Source organism: Photobacterium sanguinicancri (assembly GCF_024346675.1).
In the GTDB taxonomy this organism is placed as follows: Bacteria; Pseudomonadota; Gammaproteobacteria; order Enterobacterales; family Vibrionaceae; genus Photobacterium; species Photobacterium sanguinicancri.
Genome location: NZ_AP024850.1, coordinates 2322996 through 2342131, shown reverse-complemented (window position 1 = coordinate 2342131; position 19136 = coordinate 2322996). Strand labels below are relative to the sequence as shown.

Annotated in this window: 13 protein-coding genes; 11 read left to right on the top strand and 2 right to left on the bottom strand. The window is 44.1% G+C overall.

Annotated features, from left to right (window positions below; translation table 11 throughout):
• Nucleotides 1–36: 36 nt before the first annotated feature.
• The 5 genes from OCU87_RS11025 to OCU87_RS11005 all read left to right on the top strand — a co-directional run bounded on the left by OCU87_RS11025 (nt 37) and on the right by OCU87_RS11005 (nt 5440).
• Nucleotides 37–1770 (top strand): type I secretion system permease/ATPase, encoded by a 1734-nt coding sequence (locus OCU87_RS11025; protein WP_261857140.1) that lies wholly within the window; start codon nt 37–39, stop codon nt 1768–1770.
• Nucleotides 1763–3070: an HlyD family type I secretion periplasmic adaptor subunit gene (locus tag OCU87_RS11020; RefSeq protein WP_261857139.1), complete on the top strand. Its 1308-nt coding sequence runs from the start codon at nt 1763–1765 to the stop codon at nt 3068–3070. The genes OCU87_RS11025 and OCU87_RS11020 overlap by 8 nt, the downstream gene beginning before the upstream one ends.
• A gap of 14 nt (nt 3071–3084) precedes the next feature.
• Complete coding sequence (locus tag OCU87_RS11015; RefSeq protein WP_261857138.1) at nt 3085–3327, top strand: hypothetical protein; 243 nt, start codon at nt 3085–3087, stop codon at nt 3325–3327.
• Nucleotides 3328–3349: 22 nt separating this feature from the next.
• Nucleotides 3350–4243: a hypothetical protein gene (locus tag OCU87_RS11010; RefSeq protein ID WP_261857137.1), complete on the top strand. Its 894-nt coding sequence runs from the start codon at nt 3350–3352 to the stop codon at nt 4241–4243.
• A gap of 267 nt (nt 4244–4510) precedes the next feature.
• On the top strand, nt 4511–5440 hold the full coding sequence (locus tag OCU87_RS11005; protein ID WP_261857136.1) for a hypothetical protein: 930 nt from the start codon (nt 4511–4513) through the stop codon (nt 5438–5440).
• Nucleotides 5441–5580: 140 nt separating this feature from the next.
• Here OCU87_RS11005 and OCU87_RS11000 read toward each other — a convergent pair whose 3' ends face one another.
• Entirely contained in the window at nt 5581–10440 is a 4860-nt protein-coding gene (locus OCU87_RS11000) for a beta strand repeat-containing protein (RefSeq protein ID WP_261857135.1), read from the bottom strand.
• Between the two features lie 311 nt (nt 10441–10751).
• A complete protein-coding gene (locus OCU87_RS10995) occupies nt 10752–11765 on the bottom strand; it encodes a hypothetical protein (protein ID WP_261857134.1) in 1014 nt (337 codons plus the stop codon).
• Between the two features lie 238 nt (nt 11766–12003).
• Here OCU87_RS10995 and OCU87_RS10990 point away from each other — a divergent pair, with 238 nt between their 5' ends.
• Genes OCU87_RS10990 through OCU87_RS10965 form a run of 6 tightly spaced genes read left to right on the top strand, consistent with a single transcriptional unit; the run spans nt 12004 to nt 19127 of the window.
• A complete protein-coding gene (locus OCU87_RS10990) occupies nt 12004–13263 on the top strand; it encodes a fused response regulator/phosphatase (protein ID WP_261857133.1) in 1260 nt (419 codons plus the stop codon).
• Complete coding sequence (locus OCU87_RS10985; protein WP_094956526.1) at nt 13215–13547, top strand: STAS domain-containing protein; 333 nt, start codon at nt 13215–13217, stop codon at nt 13545–13547. Before OCU87_RS10990 ends, OCU87_RS10985 begins: the two co-directional genes overlap by 49 nt.
• Nucleotides 13548–13556: 9 nt before the next feature.
• Nucleotides 13557–14735, top strand: a complete 1179-nt coding sequence (locus OCU87_RS10980) for an NDP-sugar synthase (protein WP_261857132.1) — start codon at nt 13557–13559, stop codon at nt 14733–14735.
• A 14-nt stretch (nt 14736–14749) separates the two neighbouring features.
• Nucleotides 14750–15199, top strand: a complete 450-nt coding sequence (locus OCU87_RS10975) for an ATP-binding protein (protein WP_261857131.1) — start codon at nt 14750–14752, stop codon at nt 15197–15199.
• 20 nt (nt 15200–15219) lie between these two features.
• Nucleotides 15220–17439, top strand: a complete 2220-nt coding sequence (locus tag OCU87_RS10970) for a glycoside hydrolase family 2 protein (RefSeq protein ID WP_261857130.1) — start codon at nt 15220–15222, stop codon at nt 17437–17439.
• Nucleotides 17440–17447: 8 nt separating this feature from the next.
• Nucleotides 17448–19127, top strand: a complete 1680-nt coding sequence (locus tag OCU87_RS10965) for a glycoside hydrolase family 9 protein (protein ID WP_261857129.1) — start codon at nt 17448–17450, stop codon at nt 19125–19127.
• Nucleotides 19128–19136 lie beyond the last annotated feature (9 nt).

Below are 19136 nucleotides of genomic sequence, written 5' to 3'. Positions count from 1 at the left end.
ACTCCATATAACACTAGTGGAGTATGGAGAGGGAACTTGCTACTCACCCATTTAAATAAAGCATTTGCAGATTGTAAGAGAGACTTAGTTTTTGTTGGGTTTTTTAGCCTCGCGATTAACTTTTTAGTTCTTACTCTGCCGATTTATAGCTTACAACTTTTTGATCGCGTGCTCAGCAGTGCAAGTTTAGATACCTTGTTTGCGTTGTTAGTGATTGCTGTATTATTACTGTCTGCACAGGCGGTTATCGAACATGTCCGTACACAATTGTTGCAAAAGTCGGGTTTAAAGTTAGATGTATCGCTGAGCCCGTCTCTGCTTGCTGACAGTATCCGCCAATCTTCACAGCAAAATCGTATTCAAAAACGTGGCTTACAAGATCTTGCTGAACTGCGTAATTTCCTAGTTACACCTTCAACCTCGGCTATTTTTGATATTCCGTGGGTACCTGTCTTTCTACTTATCCTCTTTTTACTTCATCCCTATATCGGCGCTGTTGCTCTTATTGGTAGCTTAATTTTTGCTGTATTGGCTGTGTTAATGATGTACGCCGCCCGCAAGCCCAGCGGACATTCACAAGATTTAGCTGCTAAAACCAGCATGGAACTCAATGATTATCTGCGTAATGCGCCCACGCTTCGTGCGATGGGAATGGCTGATAATGTCGGTAATATTTGGAATAAACGTAATAGCGAGCAGCTTGATTTACAGTGGCAACTGAATTCACGTACTGGACAGTTATTAGCGGTTAGTCGCTACTTTCGGACTTTATTGCAAGTGGTGATTCTAACGGTTGGTGTGATGCTAGCGTTGGATCAACAAATCGGAACGGGAGCCATTATTGCGAGCTCTATTTTGATGGCGCGGGTATTAGCGCCGTTTGAACAAGCCGTGAGTGGCTGGAAAGGATGGTATAGCGCTTATCAGGCATATCATCGTTTGAAAAATATGGAATGTAGTAAAGCGCAGCAAGCAAAAACGGCTTTGCCTGAACCCAGAGGGGAATTATTGCTAAAACAGGTTGGGTTGAAGTTTGATACCCAGAAAGAGCCTGTTTTGCAGAACATTAGCTTTAAGCTCGGGGCAGGGAATGCACTGGCAATTATGGGGAATAGTGGTTCAGGAAAATCGACCTTAGCAGCATTGATTATGGGGATCCATAAGCCATCGATGGGGGCGATAAAAATTGATGGAGCAGCACTGGAGCTTTGGCCAGAAGAGCAGTTTGGTCGCCATATTGGTTATTTACCCCAAGAAGTCGGTTTATTAGCAGGAACGGTGGCAGAGAATATCTGCCGATTTAGCGAGGCATCTGCTGACGATATTATTCATGCGGCTCGGTTAGCCTGTGTTCATGAGCTGATTATTTCTTTACCTAAAGGCTATGATACCTATTTAGGCGAAGGTGGCATGCAGCTCTCGGGGGGGCAAAAGCAACGGATTGGGTTAGCGCGTGCCATTTTCTCTAATCCGAGTGTTCTGGTGCTGGATGAACCGAATTCAAATTTGGATCCTGAAGGGGAAGTCGCACTGGCAATCGTGCTGCAATATTGTAAAGAAAATAGCATTACAGTCGTGATGATAAGCCACCGCCCTGGCTTCTTACGGCAGATGGACTGGGTGATTGTGCTTAAAGATGGAAAGATCGAAAAAGCAGGCACCTGCGATAAGTTCTTGGGGGCGATGTCTGAAGTTGATGGAGCGGACAAAGTCACGGCGAGTACGAGTCGCCCTTCATCAGCGGCCCAAGTAGGAGGTGCGCGTGGATAATTCTACTTTTGATACTAAACGGTTAATCATCTTCGGTTGTGTCTTTGTACTACTGACTGTTGGTGTCTTCATTTCATGGGCTGTAACCGCCAAACTCAATGCCGCCTCCATCGCATCAGGTACTTTGGTTGTTGAATCTCAGCGTAAAAAAGTTCAGCACTTACAGGGTGGCTGGGTAAAGGCGATCTATGTGTCTGAAGGGCAGCAAGTTGAAGCGGGTGACGTATTGCTGGAATTGGCAAACAGTAAGGCAGAGTCAGATTTTAGGCGCTTAATACTCCGCGCAGTGTCTTTGCAGTCGCAGCATGATCGCTTAGAAGCAGAGCTTAATTTACGTAAAGAGGTGAATTGGCAAGTAAAGGCATTGCCGATTATCTCGGAGCTTGATGAGATTGAGCTAAGTAACATTATTAATACGCATACGATGCAATTTCAGCAAGCTTTGTTAAGAGATGATCTTCGTGCTGGCCAATTTGAACAACGCAAGTTGTTATTAGATGAGCAGCTACGTGGGGCTAAATTCCAACTAAGGGCTATTCGTCGCCAACTGGATTTAGTTAAACAAGAGATTGAAATGACGGCAAGTCTACTCAAAAAAGGCTATGTAGCGAAAACGCGGATGTTAGAACTACAGCGTCATCAGGCTAGCATTGAAGCTCAAATTGCTGAATTGGATTCTGAAAAAGAAGTATTAGCGCGCCAATTAGTGTCATTAGCACAAGACTATGACACAGAAACAATTGAAATTCAGCAAGACCTGACTGCACAGCTTGAGTTAACAGATAAAGAACTTCGTGATGTGAAGCAAGCATTAACGGCTGCAACCGATATTCGCTCCCGAGTAACGATTCGAAGTGAGCATAGCGGCACGGTCGTGGGTATGAATGTGCACAGCGTGGGCGGTGTCGTTAATGCCGGTGACGTGATGATGGAGATAGTCCCTAATAGTGACGAGTTAATCGTAGAAGCCTTAATTAAACCTGAAGATATTGATGTAGTTCATCAGGGGTTAGAAGCCAAAGTTCGATTGAGTTCTTTTAATGTGCGCCGTACCCCACCAGTGCAAGGCGAGGTGATTTATGTCGCAGCAGATCGATTAATGCCTAAAAAAGAATCACAGCAAACAGGTTACTTGGTTAAGGTGAAGTTGAATAAAGCCGATATCGAAAGGTTAGGGGATGTTGAACTTTATCCAGGTATGCCAACCGAAGTTTTTATTTTATTAGAGAGCCAAACAATGTGGGAATACCTTTCTGCTCCCTTGTTTAGTTCTTATTACCGTGCATTTAGAGAGTCGTAAGTAGGAGGCTTATCATGATTGTATTTTGGTTATGCTTTTATTTGTTTTTCTTTTTCCTTGCTGTAGGCATTGGTTATCACAAGGGGAATTTAGTTGCAGGTGTTTTATTGGGCTACGTCTTAGGTCCCATAGGTGTATTGCTTATATGTATGAGTAAAGATCGTAAACATATTACCTGTCCTTATTGTGATGCTCAAATTCACAAGCGTTCGTATTTTTGTCCTAAGTGTCGAGAAAAAGTAATGGCAGTTGCCTAGGGTAAAGGTATAGGAAAGTACAATGAGAAAGAATAAACAACGCGTGAATTCATCAGGTCATAAGGTCATACTTCCTTACAATACTGGTCGGTTAGAAGGGAAGTGGAAAAACTCAGCCATGTATTCTTACATAGCGACATTGCTTGGAAAATCGAGGCTAACAATTTCTGCCGTTGCTGTTTTTACTCTAGTGGTTACTCTAGCGGTTACTCTTGTTTGGCAGCATTATCATCAAGAACGTATAGATCAGCTTGTAGAAAAAGAAGCGATCATTGTTGATCAGCGCGATCAAATTAATGAGCTGTTAGTTGAGCTGGATAATCAGGCTCAAGATGTTATTGAGCTGGAAGGCAATGTTAGTTTAGCCAGTGAATTACTTGCGGATAACAATTTGACCGTGAATTTGTTGAATGAAAAACTTGAACAGTTAGTTGAAGATAATGCTGACAAAGATGCGGCCTTGAGGTTGATGAAGTTAGATTATCAACGCAATTTATCTAAAGAGCGAAGTAAAGGGAAAGCACGTATTCGCTCATCTGAACATGCTTTGGCACAAGAGCGTGAAGCCTTAGCCCTACAAGAGGCCAATGTTAATTCCAAGATGGGCGATGTTGATGACTGGGAAAAGAAAAAGGCCGAATTTGACAAGTTGTATGCGAGTTCAGCGCTCGAAGTAGAAAATGAAAAACGGATAGATAAATTAATGGCACAGTTTAATCATTTACGTGTTGATCTTAACGTGGTGAACGAGTGTGATAAAGATTATTTGTACCGTTATAATGAGGCGAAAAGTGTACTTAATCACATTCGTACTTTTATTCAAAAATACGAAATGAAACAAGAATATTACTTTTTTGTTATCTCAAATGACAGTCAAATAACATCCCAAAATAGGAAAATCTGCTTTAAAGATTAGCCTTATATGTATTATGCAGAGGTTATGTATTATTCAGTTGAGTGATATTTCCGTTGTAGATAAAATTATTATTTATCAATGGTCGCATTTCGGTATACTGGACGACTGTAACAGTTTGTTGAGTATATAGAAATGCGATTTGTTGTTGGATGTGCGTTATTGTTAGTAGGTTGTAGTTCAACAACTAATATACAAGACCGACTTTTAAGCGATATAGATTACCCCTTAACGAAAAGTTTCGAATTTGGTCGATTTGAAAGTGTTGTTATGCAGCCTTACATTCAATTTGGGCAGCACAAACGCTTTTACGAAAAGACGACCCTTTCCCAGTTTAAACGTTTAAGTAAAGCGCGTTCAGCTAGTTTAGCTGTGCAATACGCCGATTTATTTGATGAGCCGCTTGATGTAAAGAACCGTCATTTATATCAATATAAAGTAAAGTTCGGTCAGGAAGTTGGCCAAACAACACGTTACTTCTATATTTTCGATACGCACGATGACGGTGCTCGCTGGGTGATGAATATTCATCATGATGGTATGGGCGCAGAGATGATGTTTCCGACCAAGCTAAGCACGCTGGATGAGGGGATGTCGTTCACTGCTACGTATGACTTGCAGCTGAGTGATGTTGTCCTGTTGGCTGAAAAACAAAAAGAGACATTACTCTTTCCTGTGACTCGGTTAGTGAATGCGTTAGATCAAGAAGCGATCAGTGACGATGATTTTGCTGATGATGCATTTAGCCGCTCTATTACCACGCTGATTGATTACGAAGGCTTATTTCCAATTGGTTTTTCATTCAAGAATTCGTTACATGATGTTGATGAAGATGTTGCTAATACACTATCTGGAAAGTGTACGTATACCGTCACCAAAACTTTTCAACCTCAGGCATCACGCGAAGCTTTAGCTGTTAAAGATCTCAACTTCGAAGCTGTTAAAGTGAATACAGCGTATCAATATACGCTTGCTTGCGATGGTCGCCAGACTGATCAGTTGGCTGTCGATAGCCAGTTCTGGTATTCACCTGCGATGGGGATTTTAAAAACAGCGCGAGACGTCAGTTTCACTGAGCTGGTATCAGATGATTTACTGGATGATGCCATGAGCTACATCGACGACAAACAAGCGTTTAAAGAAGAGTTGTCTAAAGTTAAGTTTACGATTGGTTCGGCAGTGACTCAACTAACGCAGTGATAGGCAGGGTGCAGCTGTTCTAACGCTACAATGTGTTTGCAGATAAGTCTGTAACGAATAAACCCTAAAATGCCGATACGTTTCGTATCGGCATTTTTGTCTGCGCTTGTTATTTTTAGTAGCGCCACGGTTATGTGAAATTAAATATCAGCGTCGTTGAAACTGATGTTTTGGCTATCACTATCACTCCAGATAGTAACCTCTTTGCCTTCACTATTACTGAAGGTGTAACCAGTGAGTGAGCTCACATCAATGTTTTGGGCTTCGTAGGCCGCTTGTAAGTTACTGTCCATACTTGAGTTGCTACTATCGAGTGTCCAGCCAAAGCCTTGTAAATCGAGTGACTCTGCGCCAGAACAAACAAACTGCCCGTTAGCATCGCCAGCGGTGTCGTTGACGAGTACTTTATCAAGGGCAATTTTCAGTTCAGCATCGGTTGCGCTTACGACAACACCTTCAATTTCTTGGTAAGCGGTTTGGGTCATATCGATGACTTGACTATCGCCATCGTTACCGACAGACAGTACGTCAAAGCCTTCGCCGCCGCTAAAGTGAACGGTAACCCCATCTGTTTGTGCTATATCTTCCTTGTCGAAGATAAGGGTATCGTTGCCGCTACCAGCGAACAATTGATCAGAGCCAGCCCCTCCATCTAAGGTATCATCACCACTTTGACCAAAGATAATATCGTCATCAGCACCGCCATCGAGGGTGTCATTACCTACACCACCATCAATGTTATCGTCGCCGTCGCCGCCTTTGACGGTATCGTCACCTTCGCCAGCCGAAAGAGTATCGTTACCAGTACCACCGTCAATTATATCGTTACCTATGCCGCCGTAAATGGTATCGCTACCACTATCACCGGTGAGTTTATCGTCGCCTTGTTCGCCGTAGATAACATCATCGCCACTGCCGCCTTTGACAGTATCATTATCATTTCCCGCAAAGATAACGTCGTTGCCGCTATCACCTTTTAACAAGTCGGTACCATCACCACCGTATAAACTGTCGTTACCTGAACCACCGTATAAACTGTCGTTGCCTAAACCACCTGTAAGTTGGTCATCATTGTTTTGGCCGTACAGTTTATCGTTGCCTTCACCGCCCTCGAGTACATCATTGCCGCTACCCGCGTAGAGTTTATCGTTACCTACACCGCCTTTAAGCGTATCGTCACCTGAACCAGCATTGAGATAGTCGTCACCAACGCCGCCATCAAGTTGGTCGCTGCCGCTGCCTGAATAAAGGCTATCGTTACCTTCTTCGCCAGACAGTTTGTTGGCACCGTTACCCGCACTGAGGTAATCGTTACCCAAACCGCCAGTCATGACATCGTTACCGCTCCCTGCGTACAGCTTATCGTTACCTTCACCACCATCGAGGGTGTTATCACCATCGCCTGCGGTTAAATTATCGTTACCTTCTCCGCCAGAGAGTTGGTCATCACCATCACCTGCTTTTAATGTATCTGTGCCTGCGCCACCATCAAGGATGTTGTTACCAGAATCGGCCGTTAGGCTATCGTCGCCATCACCACCTGACAGTGTATCGTTACCTGAACCAGCGTTAAGCGTATCGTCACCTAATCCGCCTTCTAATGTGTCATTACCGTCGAAGCCTTCGAGGCGATCATCGCCCGCGTCACCTTGAAGGACATCGTTGCCAGTACCGCCATAGAGTGTGTCGTTATCATCGCCACCTGAGAGGGTATTATTGCCAAACTCGGCATGAAGTTCATCTTGGCCTGCACCACCTTTAAGGGTATCGTCACCTGTGCCAGCGAAGAGTTTATCAGCACCATCGCCCCCTTCGAGGGTATCGTTGCCGTCACCACCGAGAATGACATCATCGCCAGCTTCACCTTTAAGGGTATCTTTGCCTGCGCCACCTTCAATTTGATCGACACCCGCGCCACCTGAGATATTGTCGTTGCCTTCAGCGCCGTAAAGGAGATCGTCGCCACTGCCTGCGGTCACCGTATCGTTGCCGCTACCACCAAATAAGGTATTGGTACCTTCACCGAGGTCGATCGTGTTATTGCCTGCTTCGCCGTATACGGTATCGTCACCTTCACCAGCGGTGATGGTATCGTTGCCGTCACCTGCAAATAGGGTGTCGTCGCCTTTACCGCCGGTGATCGTATCTTGGTCACTACCGCCGTATAGGGTGTCATCAGTATCACTACCGATAAGGGTATCGTCGCCAGCGCCACCGTAAATTTGGTGACTACCGCTCGCTGCTGCAATTAAGGTATCGTCGCCGCCCTCGCCGAGTAGGGTATCTTGACCATCATCGGTTAGGGTATCGTTGCCTTCACCACCCGCTAAGAAGTCAAAACCTTCACCGCCCACTAAGGTATCGGCACCATCGCCGCCAAAGAGGGCATCGTTACCTGCGCCGCCGTCGAGTTTGTCATTGCCGCTGCCTGCATCGACGTGGTCATCGCCAGCGCCAGCTATGATGGTATCTGTGCCGTCACCGCCATAAATCATATCGTTGCCGTCACCTGCATCGATCGTGTCGCTGTCGATACCGCCATAAATCGTATCGTTACCTGTCCCTGCGGTAATTTGGTTATCACCCGATTCACCGTAGATAGTATCGTTACCTTCGCCTGCGTCTATGGTGTCTGTACCACCACCTGCAAAGATGGTGTCATCACCTGCGTTTGATGTAATTGTATCGTTACCGTCACCACCACCAAGAATATCGTTTTGGTCGGCACTGATCAGGGTATCATCACCATCATCACCGTAGAGTTGGCTAACACCTTCACCACCGTCTAGGTAGTCATTACCCGCGCCGCCTGCCAGTACATCATCGCCAGATTCACCAAGTAGTTTGTCATCGCCCGAACCACCGACTAGCGTATCGTTACCGTCACCACCGAGTAAGCTATCGTCACCCGAGCCGCCGAGTAGGGTATCTATCCCTTCGCCGCCGCTAAGTGCATCATTACCGCCATTACCTTCAAGTAAATCGTCGCCTTTATTACCAACCAGCACGTCATCATCACCGCCGCCGTGTAGCTGGTCTGATTCATCCGAACCTGTTAGTACATCATTGCCTGCACCACCGTAAAGCGCACTGCTATTAAGGCCGGCATTAATGGTATCAGCACCGTCTTCACCAAAGAGGGCGTTGTTGCCGCTTTCACCTTCAATAATGTCATCACCAGCGCCAGCATAAACATTATCCGCGCCTGAGTTGGCATAAATGGTATCGTTACCTGCACCCGCAAAAACGTTATCGTCACCTTCACCCGCAGTGATGGTATCCGTGCCGCTGCCTGCATAAATGTTATCGTTGCCTGTACCTGCATCAATACTGTTATCGCCTTCACCCGCGTAAACAATATCGTGGCCGTCACCGCTGTCTATGGTGTCATCACCTTCGGCGCTGTAGACTGTGTCGTTGTCTGCCCCTGTGGTAATGGTGTTATCACCAGCTCCTGCAAAAACAGTATCGTGACCATCGCCTGTTGTGATGGTATCGTTGCCTGAATCGGTGTAAACCGTGTCGTCGCCTGTTCCAGCATCAACAATATTGTTGCCCGTTTCACCGAATAGGGTATCGTGTCCTGCACCACCTGAAATGACATCATCACCGCTACCTGCGTAGACGAAATCGTCACCATCGCCCGCGCTAATCACATCAGCGCCTTCGTTGGCGTGAAGAATATCGCTACCCTCACCACCATCTAGTACGTCATTGCCTTCGCCACCAAATAATTGGTCGCTGCCCGTGCCGCCACTGAGATTATCGTTACCGACACCGCCATAAACCATGTCGTCGCCAGCGCCACCTTTAACAAGGTCATTGCCTTGTTCACCAAATAAACTATCGTTGCCTTCGCCACCAGTAATGGTGTCGTTATCATCACCACCGAGGATTAAGTCATTATCAGCGCCGCCATCGATAATATCGTCGCCCGTACCGCCAAGAATAAAATCATCTCCAGAGCCACCAGTGATGGTATCGACACCTGCGTCACCGTGAATTTCATCTTTGCCTTCGCCACCATCAAGGGTATCTGTTCCTAGGCCGCCAAAGAGTTTATCGTCACCTGTGCCACCTGTAATAATGTCATTGCCGTCATCACCAATGAGTGTGTCGTTGCCAGCACCACCATCAAGAACATCGTCGCCAAGCTCGCCTAGCAGCAAGTCATCGCCTTCGTCACCATATAGCTTGTCGTTACCGTCACTGCCTAGCAAAGTATCGTTGCCAGTGCCGCCGTGTAATTCGTCATCACCACTACCACCGATGATCACATCATTGCCTTCATCGCCGTACAGTTTATCGTCATTGATATCACCATCAATGAAGTCATCCCCAGTGCCACCATAGATAGTATCTGAACCTTGTTGACCAAAGAGGCTATCAGCGCCATCACCACCTGTAATGGTATCGTCATAGATGTTATGTGCGACAAATTCGACTGACTCGATATCCGTAATTGGGTTGCCTTCAGGGTCGATTAACGTAAAGCTAACCAGTTGGTCAGTGCCGACTTGCTCTTTGGTGAATGTAATATCGACAAGGATCTCGCCTGTCTCACTCACTGTTGCTGGTACTGATGTGATGACATTGCCCGCTGAGTCGGTTAGTTGGACAACAACAGAGGTATGCTTAGGATCAACTGTGAATTTGGTTGTCATTGAGCCTGTATCGTCAACAACATAATTGCCAAGTCGAGCACTGTGCGTGACTTCTTCTTTGGGTTCTTCTGATGTCGGTGCGGTGTAGCTATAGACTGTCTGAGCATCGCCCCACTTGTCATCAACCGCAGGTTCGGCTGGTGGCTCTTGACCATATTCGACATCACCAAAAATCGTATCATCGCCAGCACCGCCAGATAATGTATCGCTACCTTCACCGCCGACTACAAAGTCATCGCCGCCTTTGGCTTCTACTTGGTCGCTACCTGAAAGAACATTAATACCATCATCGCCTTCCGTGCCCATGACTTTATCGTTGTCTTTAGTCCCTTGCATACTCACCTCGTTTGAATCTGACGGTAATTGGTAATGTATAAATACTTGTTCTCTATAGATGGCATAAAGGATGCCAAGTTTAGGAACTAGCAGCTAAGTCACGATAGTGGAGAGAGTGAAAGCGCATCAAAGAGTGCTAACCCTTTGTATTCCCTCTCCGATGAGAGACTAGCAGCATAAAAATACAGTTTCATATCAAGGTTAGACGGCTTTCTAGTCATTGCCATAGTTAATTCTGGATATTTGGGTTATTTGCAATACGCAAAATGGAGAGTGTTTTTAGAGGAGAAGTTGCAAAATGCAAATAGCTATTAGAAAGAAAATGAATAGGCAAGAGTGAGTGAACCATCAATAAAGCGACCGGTATCTTTTCCACGATCAGATGGGTTCCAACGGTTGCCTGAGTAGTTATTGTATTGCAGTGTAAATGTACCTGGGCGCCAATCGAAATAGCCAAAACCATAAGTGAAATCAGGGTTCCATGGTTGGCGTTGCGATCTGTCGAAATAGTAGAAAGCAGTGCCGTTGACATACCAATTACCGTAAATTGAATATTTACAACCAAGGCTTAGTGTTTTATGGCCACTTTTATAGGTAGTCGAAGCGAGATCGAAATACTCAGGGGTGTAATTAAAGTCGACTTGGCAACCAATGGCACCGTCATCAGTAAATGTTAGCCAATCTACAAAGGGTTTAGTGATAGGGAATTTCCAACCCAGTGCCCATGTACCTTGATTAAAGTTGGTAACGGGTTGCTCATCTGTGCCGTTAAAGCGGTTACCACCGTAATTAGAATATAAAAGACTAAAGGTATAAGGACGCCAATCACTGTAACCAAAAACGTAAGTAAAGTCGGGGTTCCACGGCTGCTGCTGATCTTTATCGACGTAGTAATAGAGGGTGCCAGATACAAACCAGTTACCCAGCACTACATATTTAAGTGAGAGGGTACCAATCGTATTATTGTTTGCTGGGCCACTTGTCGCATTTGCAGGTACGTTGGCTGCTTGCGTTTGTAGTAGTGGATGCCCTAATCCTAAGTTGCCACTCAGCCCCTTTAGCCAACTGTCATCTTCGCTGCGTGGTGTTGTCCAATCTTCAAACGGCACATCAAACGAGCTGGTCACCCCTTTCCAAATTAGATCTGATTCGTCTTTGGCATCATTAGTTTTATTGTTAACTGCGGCAGCTTTTGCAAAGTTAGGAGAACTTGGTTCAGGGGCATGTTTGGCTGTTTCTGATTGGTATTCACTAGCAAGGGACGAATGGCTAAAAAGATAGCAGTAAAGCAAAGGAAGATAGGCAATAGTTGACTTTTTTTGCATTACCCCTCCTTGATTAATCTCAATTTTTCGTCGCTAACATCTTAAAATACAACATTTATTACTTCTTTATATTATACATGTCACATAGGTGGAAATTTTTGTCTAAATTTATGGTGTGTTAGGTAAAACTTACTAGACTTGATTTGTAATAAACATGTTCTCGATATGTTGACACCACAGAATGATATGCAATAGTGTGTTTATTGGTGTGTGGTATTGCTAAAACGGTGGCTTCTGAATGAATGACATTCTTGTAGTAGATGACAACAGAACCATGCTTATCTTTATGGAGCGAGTATTAACCAAGCGTGGTTTTACGGTAACAACCGCCAATGATGGTGCACAAGCTTTAGCTGTATTAGAAGAATGCCCGCAGATTCAATTTGTATTAAGCGATTGGATGATGCCTGAAATGGATGGTATCGAACTTTGTAGTCGGCTCAAATCGGGTTCTTATTCTCGTTATATTTTCTTTGTATTGCTGTCTGGTAAAGATGATCAAGACTCTATTATCAATGGCATTAACGCTGGTGCTGATGACTTTGTCGTTAAAGACACTCATGTTGATGAGATAGCAGCACGTGTTAAAGCAGGCTTTCGTACCTTAGGTCTTCATAATCAAATAACAGCAAAAAATGATGAACTTGATTCCGCCTACGCCATTATGAAGAAAGATCTAGAGTCTGCTGGCGATTTATTAAAACGTTTATTGCCCGCAGAACGAAAACTCTCCGGTGTTGAAATAAGTTATGTCTCTTTACCTAGCGCTCAAATTGGCGGTGACATGCTGGGCTACATGCAGCTAGATGAAGAGAATGTCGGATTCTATTTACTCGATGTCGCAGGGCATGGTGTTTCATCTGCATTAATGTCTTTCTCTGTTCAACAGAGTATTGCTGTAAATTCAGGTAAAGGTTCGATTGTTAAATCACCGACAGAAGAAACACCTTTTTATCAAATTAACTCACCTGATAGCGTCCTTAAACATTTAAACGATCAGTATTTAAGTGACGACCATAATTTGCTTTATTTCACCATGGTGTATTCGGTTTTAAATGTAAAAACAGGCGTGTTGGAATTTGCTATCGCTGGGCATCCGCCTTTAGTGTGGCTACACGCAGCCACGGGTAAAGCTGAATTTATTGGGCAGGACAGTTTTGTTGTTGGTGCGTTTGATTTTGTTGAATACCAAACAGCAAAAGTGCAATTAGAGCCAGGTGATAAAATCTGGATTTATTCTGATGGGATAACAGAGGCAGAAAAAGGTTCAGAGCAGTTTACCGAAGAGAGATTAAGACAAACGGTGATGGACATTAAACACCATCCAACCACTGTACAAACAGATATGTTAGTTAATCGCGTTAGGGATTGGCAACGGTCAGAACAATTTGACGATGACGTGAGCGTACTCGTAGTCGAATGGACAGGTTATTCAGAAGGGGAACAATCATGCAATACGAAGCTTTCAACCAAGGTCAATGCACAATTCTTCAAATAAAAGAGGATCGCTTTGACGCTAAATTAGCGCCAAGTTTTCGCGCAGTGATTGAAGAAAAAGTAAATGAAATTGATACGCAGCTTGTACTCGATCTCACCGATGTGCGCTTTATGGATAGCAGCGGGCTTGGTGCCGTTATGGGTGCGTACAAATTACTTAAGGGTAAAAAAATCAGCGTAGTGAACCCGCAGCGAGCTGTAAAAGAACTGCTGAAATTAACTCGTATGGATAAGTTGATTGCGAGTTACGATTCAATCGAAGACGCCGTTAGCACTGTTGCGTAGGAGTTAGCTATGAAGGGAATGATTCTTGCCGCAGGGAAAGGCACGCGAGTAAAACCTATTACTCAAACAATCCCCAAGCCTATGATCCCTATTTTGGGTAAGCCCGTTATGGAATCCATGATTCAGCTTTTTGCTTCGCATAGTATTGATAAAATTGTTGTCAATACTAGCCACCTTGCTGAAGTGATTGAAAACTATTTCGGGGATGGACACCACTTTAATGTCCAGCTGTCGTATTCGTATGAAGGCGAAATGAAAGACGGTAAATTCATCAGCAAAGCATTGGGCTCTGCGGGTGGTATGAGAAAGATTCAAGATTTTTCTGGATTCTTCGATGACACCTTTGTTGTGGTGTGCGGTGATGCTTGGATTGATCTCGATTTAACTGAAGCGGTTAGACGTCACAAAGAAAAAGGCGGCATTGCCACTATCGTTACACGCAATGTAGCTATTAGTGAAGTCAGCAAATACGGTGTTGTTGTTGCTGATGACTACGGGCGAGTAACCAGTTTCCAAGAAAAACCATCGGAAGAAGAAGCATTATCGACTGAAATTAATACGGGCATCTATATTTTCGAGCCCGCGATTTTTGACTTTATTCCTGCTGGTCAAGAGTTTGATATTGGTAGCGAGTTATTCCCTGCATTGGTCGACAATGATGTGCGCTTTTACGCTACGAATATGGATTTTCAGTGGTTAGATGTGGGTAATATCAGCGATATTTGGGGTGTTACTAGCGAAATATTACACGGTAAAGTCCCTGGTTATCCCATTCCAGGAACTCAAGTGAAGCCTGGCATTTGGGTTGGCATTAATACAGTTTTTGACCCTGATAATTGCCACATTACGCCGCCAGTGATTATTAGCAGTGGTTGTGATATTCAACAGGGCGCAACGATTACTGGGCCTGCAGTTATCGGAGCTAACTGTAAAGTTGAAACAAATGCCGTTATTAATAAAAGCCTAGTGAGTGATTACATTCATGTTTCTGGTTCTGCTTTTGTTGAGAATAAAACGGTTTTTGGTGATTACTTCATTAGTCATGATGGTTATACACAATCTTTGATCGAGATGGATGCGATACACATGCTGAAAGATCGCCGAACAAGTCAGCCATTGTTATCTCATCATCAAGGGCAGGGTGTTTTATTTTCACAAAAGCCAGAAGAAGTCACAGTGACTAAATAGTAAGGAGCGGCTCGATGGAGACGGTCAAATGTCATTTTAATAAACAGTACAAAAGTTCTTTAGATGTTTCTCGCGACGTTGCTGAGGATATTAAAGCTTTTTGGCTAGATGTTGGTTTGAAAGAAGATGTAATTGATCAGATTGAATTGTGCTTGGTTGAGTTGGTGAATAATGCTTACGAGCATGCTTATCAACTCAACGAAGGTGAACCTATCGAGCTTAATTCCTATATCAAAAACAATGAACTCGTGATTGAAATTGCCGATTATGGTGAATCAATGACTGACGAGGAATTTGAAAAGGCAGTGAAAGGAACCTTTATTGAACCCGATCCTGAAGATCCAGAAACATGGACGACGTCAGGGCGAGGTTTCATTATTGTCGTCCAGCTTACTGATAACCTTGAATATGAAAAAGCTGGTGGTAAAAACACATTCAAGCTTTATAAAAAAACAGAAGCATAGAGCTTATTGCTGAGGAAAATATGAGAATAGCTTTCGCCACGATGGCGTTATTCTCATTATCATCTTGCGCTATACAACAATCTACTAATGACTGGCAAACAACAACGCAATCGTTAAATGGACTGTGGCGATTAGAGATAATTGATGATCAACAACGTCAATCAACAAGTCAGAATGTCAACGTGCCTAATAATTGGTATTTGGAAGGTATTGATCATGCTGGGGTAGCGATATACCAGCGTAAGTTCGATACAAACATTTCCGAGCAATCACGTTATTGGTTAGTGTTTGACGCTGTTGATTATGAAGCAAAAGTTTCTGTTAATGGCGAACAAGTAACGGCTCACACTGGTTACTTTTCGCCTTTTGGTGCTGAAATTAGCCACCTGATACGAGATCGCAATAATAATGTCGAAGTTTGGGTCAATAGCCCGAACGAAGCAGTAACGCCTGATTGGTCATTATATAAAACGCAGATTAAAGGCGTATTGAATCATCATGATACTCGCCCCGGTGGTGCATGGTCTGATGCGGGACAAGATAAAAACTCGGGTGGCATATGGGGCGATGTTGCCCTGAAAGTAACAGGCCCGACAGCCATAGCATCCCTAACAGTTGTACCGACGCTTGATTTACCATCAAGACGTTCTCGTACTCAAACGAGTAAACCTTCCCTTAAGGCTTTAGAGACAACCACGACACAAGCATCTGTGAGCCTGACCGTTAATAATCTATACAGCCAGCCTGTTTCATTTTCTTACCGTTTATTTGAGGGCGATAGCACAACGCCAGTTGAATCCTATGAGCAATCTGTAAATGTCAAAGCTGGCGATCAGACAATTGATTGGAAGCTTCCGAAAAAAGTCCGTGATCTTTGGTGGCCATGGGATTGGGGTAAACCAAGTCTATATCGCTTAGAGGTTACAGCTTCGATTAATGGAAAAGTGACAGATAGACAAGCTACGACATTAGGCTTTAGACAGGTTGAATTTAAAGAAACCTTTGATGAAAAGGAAAATAAGCAGAAAGGCCAGTTTTATGTAAATGGCCTACCGTACTTTGTCAGAGGAACCAATTATATCGGTAGTCAGTGGCTTGGTGAATTAACCGCAAATGACTACCAACGCGATATAACCCTTATGAAATCGGCGAACATTAACAGTGTACGTGTACACGCTCATGTTGCAGGTAAGGCATTTTACGATAAGGCGGATCAAGCAGGGGTCATAGTCTGGCAAGATTTCCCTTTGCAATGGGGTTACTCAGACGCGCCGGAATTTAGGCTAGAAGCAGTAAAACAAGTGGCGGAAATGACCACCATGCTCGCTAACCATCCCTCTATTGCATTTTGGAGTGGTCATAATGAACCACCTTGGGATGCAGACTGGATGAAGTATAAATACCCGAGTTATCAGCCAACTCAGAATCAATTGTTAACAGAAGCGGTATACCAACAGCTACTTAAGGCAAAAGATAAGCGCATTGTGAGAAAGGCATCTTATACCAAAGAGCACCCTTGGCTAGGATGGTATTCCGGTGATTATAAAGATTACAGCACAGCGACTTTTACCCCGATAGTGAGTGAGTTTGGTGCGCAGGCAATGCCGAGTTTAACCATGGTAAAGCATATTTTAGAGGGGGAGTGGGTTTGGCCTCTAACTGAACAAAATATCGCCAAGTTGAAGTACCACAACTATCAACCGCATGAAACATTAATGCTTGCTAAGGTTGCTCAAGGTGAATCTTTGTCACAGTTTCATCAAAATAGCCAAGAATATCAAAGAGTAGTCACCAAATATGCATCTGAACACCTAAGATTAAATAAAGGTGAAGGTGTGGCTGCCATTTATCAATTTATGTTTGTAGATAGTTGGCCTTCAATTACTTGGTCTGTGCTGGATGTAACACGCGAAGCTAAATCTGGGTATAGAGCGTTAAAACAGGCTTACCAACCAGTGATTGCGGTTGTTGAACGTGATCTTTATAGCGTGAAGGCGCATTTGTCTGTCACGGTGATCAATGATTCGCTTGCCGCGTATCCGAAGGCAATGGTTTGGATTCGTAATCAATTTGATGACAAGCAATGGGTATTTGATGGCGTTGACCTGCCAGCCAATAGCAAGAAAGTCGTCATTGAAGAATCAAACCTAGCAGGGATCTCTGGCGCCATTATCGTTGGTATTACAGACCAAAACGGTACTGAAATCAGTCGCAATCTCTATAATTTTCAAGATAAATAGGTGGAACAATGACAAGGACGTTCATTTTTCTGTTAACACTGGTAACGAGCTGTGTTCTACAAGCACAGACCATAGTGGTGAACCAACTCGGCTATTTATCAAATGGCGATAAAGTCGCATATTGGTTAAAACCAAACTCGGGAAATGTCACGTTATGGTCGGTGGATCAAAATAAAAGCATTGCTCAATTTCGAGCTAAAAGCCAAAAACAGCTTAAAGATGAACGCCCAGTCGCAATGATTAATTTCAGTGCAGTGAAAGTAACAGGGTGGTTCCAATTGGTCGCGGGTGATGTGCGCTCAGCCCCTTTTCAAATAGCACCGAATACTTATAACGACCTGAGCCAACGTTTGGTTCATGCCTTGTATCTTCAGCGCTCGGGTGTGAGTGTTAATGACAAAACAACAGGGTTAGCGCGACCAATTAGCCATATGAAAGATGGCGTGATTTTCCGAACCGATGATTTCCATAAGAAAGGGAAGTTTCTGGATATGACGGGGGGTTGGTACGATGCAGGTGATTTTGGTAAATACACAGCAACGACCACAATTACCGTGGCGCGCTTACTGGAAGCATACCGTCAATCGCCTGAAATGTTTAAACCGTCCCATGATAAATCATTACCTCCTATTTTAGATGAAGCGCAGTTTGGCTTGAGCTGGCTACTAAAAATGCAGCGTGCTGATGGCGCCGTTTATCGCAAAGTATCGGGTGCAACATGGCCAGCTAAAATCCCACCTTGGCAAGATACTCAACCCCGTTATATCTATGGTGTCAGTACACCTGAAACCGCCAAGTTTGCTGCAACCATGGCTTTTGCTTCACGCATCTATGCCGCTTACCAACCAAGTATGGCCCGTCGTTATTTGCAGGCTGCTGTTCACGCATGGCGGTATTTAGAAATCACACCAGAACAATATATTGATTGGCAAAGTGGTGACGATTCTGGTTCTGGCCCATATGTGAAAAACAAAGAAGATAGTGAACCGTCATTAGATACAGATGTTGATGATCGCCTATGGGCATTAGCCGAGTTATATATTACCACTCAGCAAGATAAATATTTAACCGCATTTAAAGCGCTATACGATAAGCAGTGGATTGATATTTTTGAATGGAAAAACCCAGCGTTAATGGGTGTGTGGCACTTATTGCTCACGTTAGAACGCGGGCAAGAACTTTATCTACAATTAGCCACAGATTTACGCGATGTTGCAGAAAAATACGTTACCCAAGCTAATGATTCTGCCTTTGGTATCGCTAATCAACGCTTTATTTGGGGATCAAATAAGATGACGGCAGAAGCTGGGATCTTAATTGCTTGGTCTGATGCGATTCAACGTCATCAGCCACCGCATAAAGCGCAATACCGTGCAGTAGTTCAATCACAGATTGATTATTTGTTGGGTGCAAACGCCTTCAACTTAAGCTTTGTGACAGGTAGCGGTACTTATGCCGTCCGTAATTTACATCACCTGTACCGCATAGCGACAGGCGTATATCTACCAGGATATTTAGTTGGTGGGCCGAATGAAAAAGCGCAGGCTGGGGTCGCACCAAAAAATATGGGCATGTTGAGTTATATCGACAGTGAACAGTCTTATGCAGTGAACGAATTCGCTATTGACTATAACGCAAGTTTGATTGGTTTATTGGCCACGCATCACGCGTATTTTCGTCAATATTAATGGAGTAAT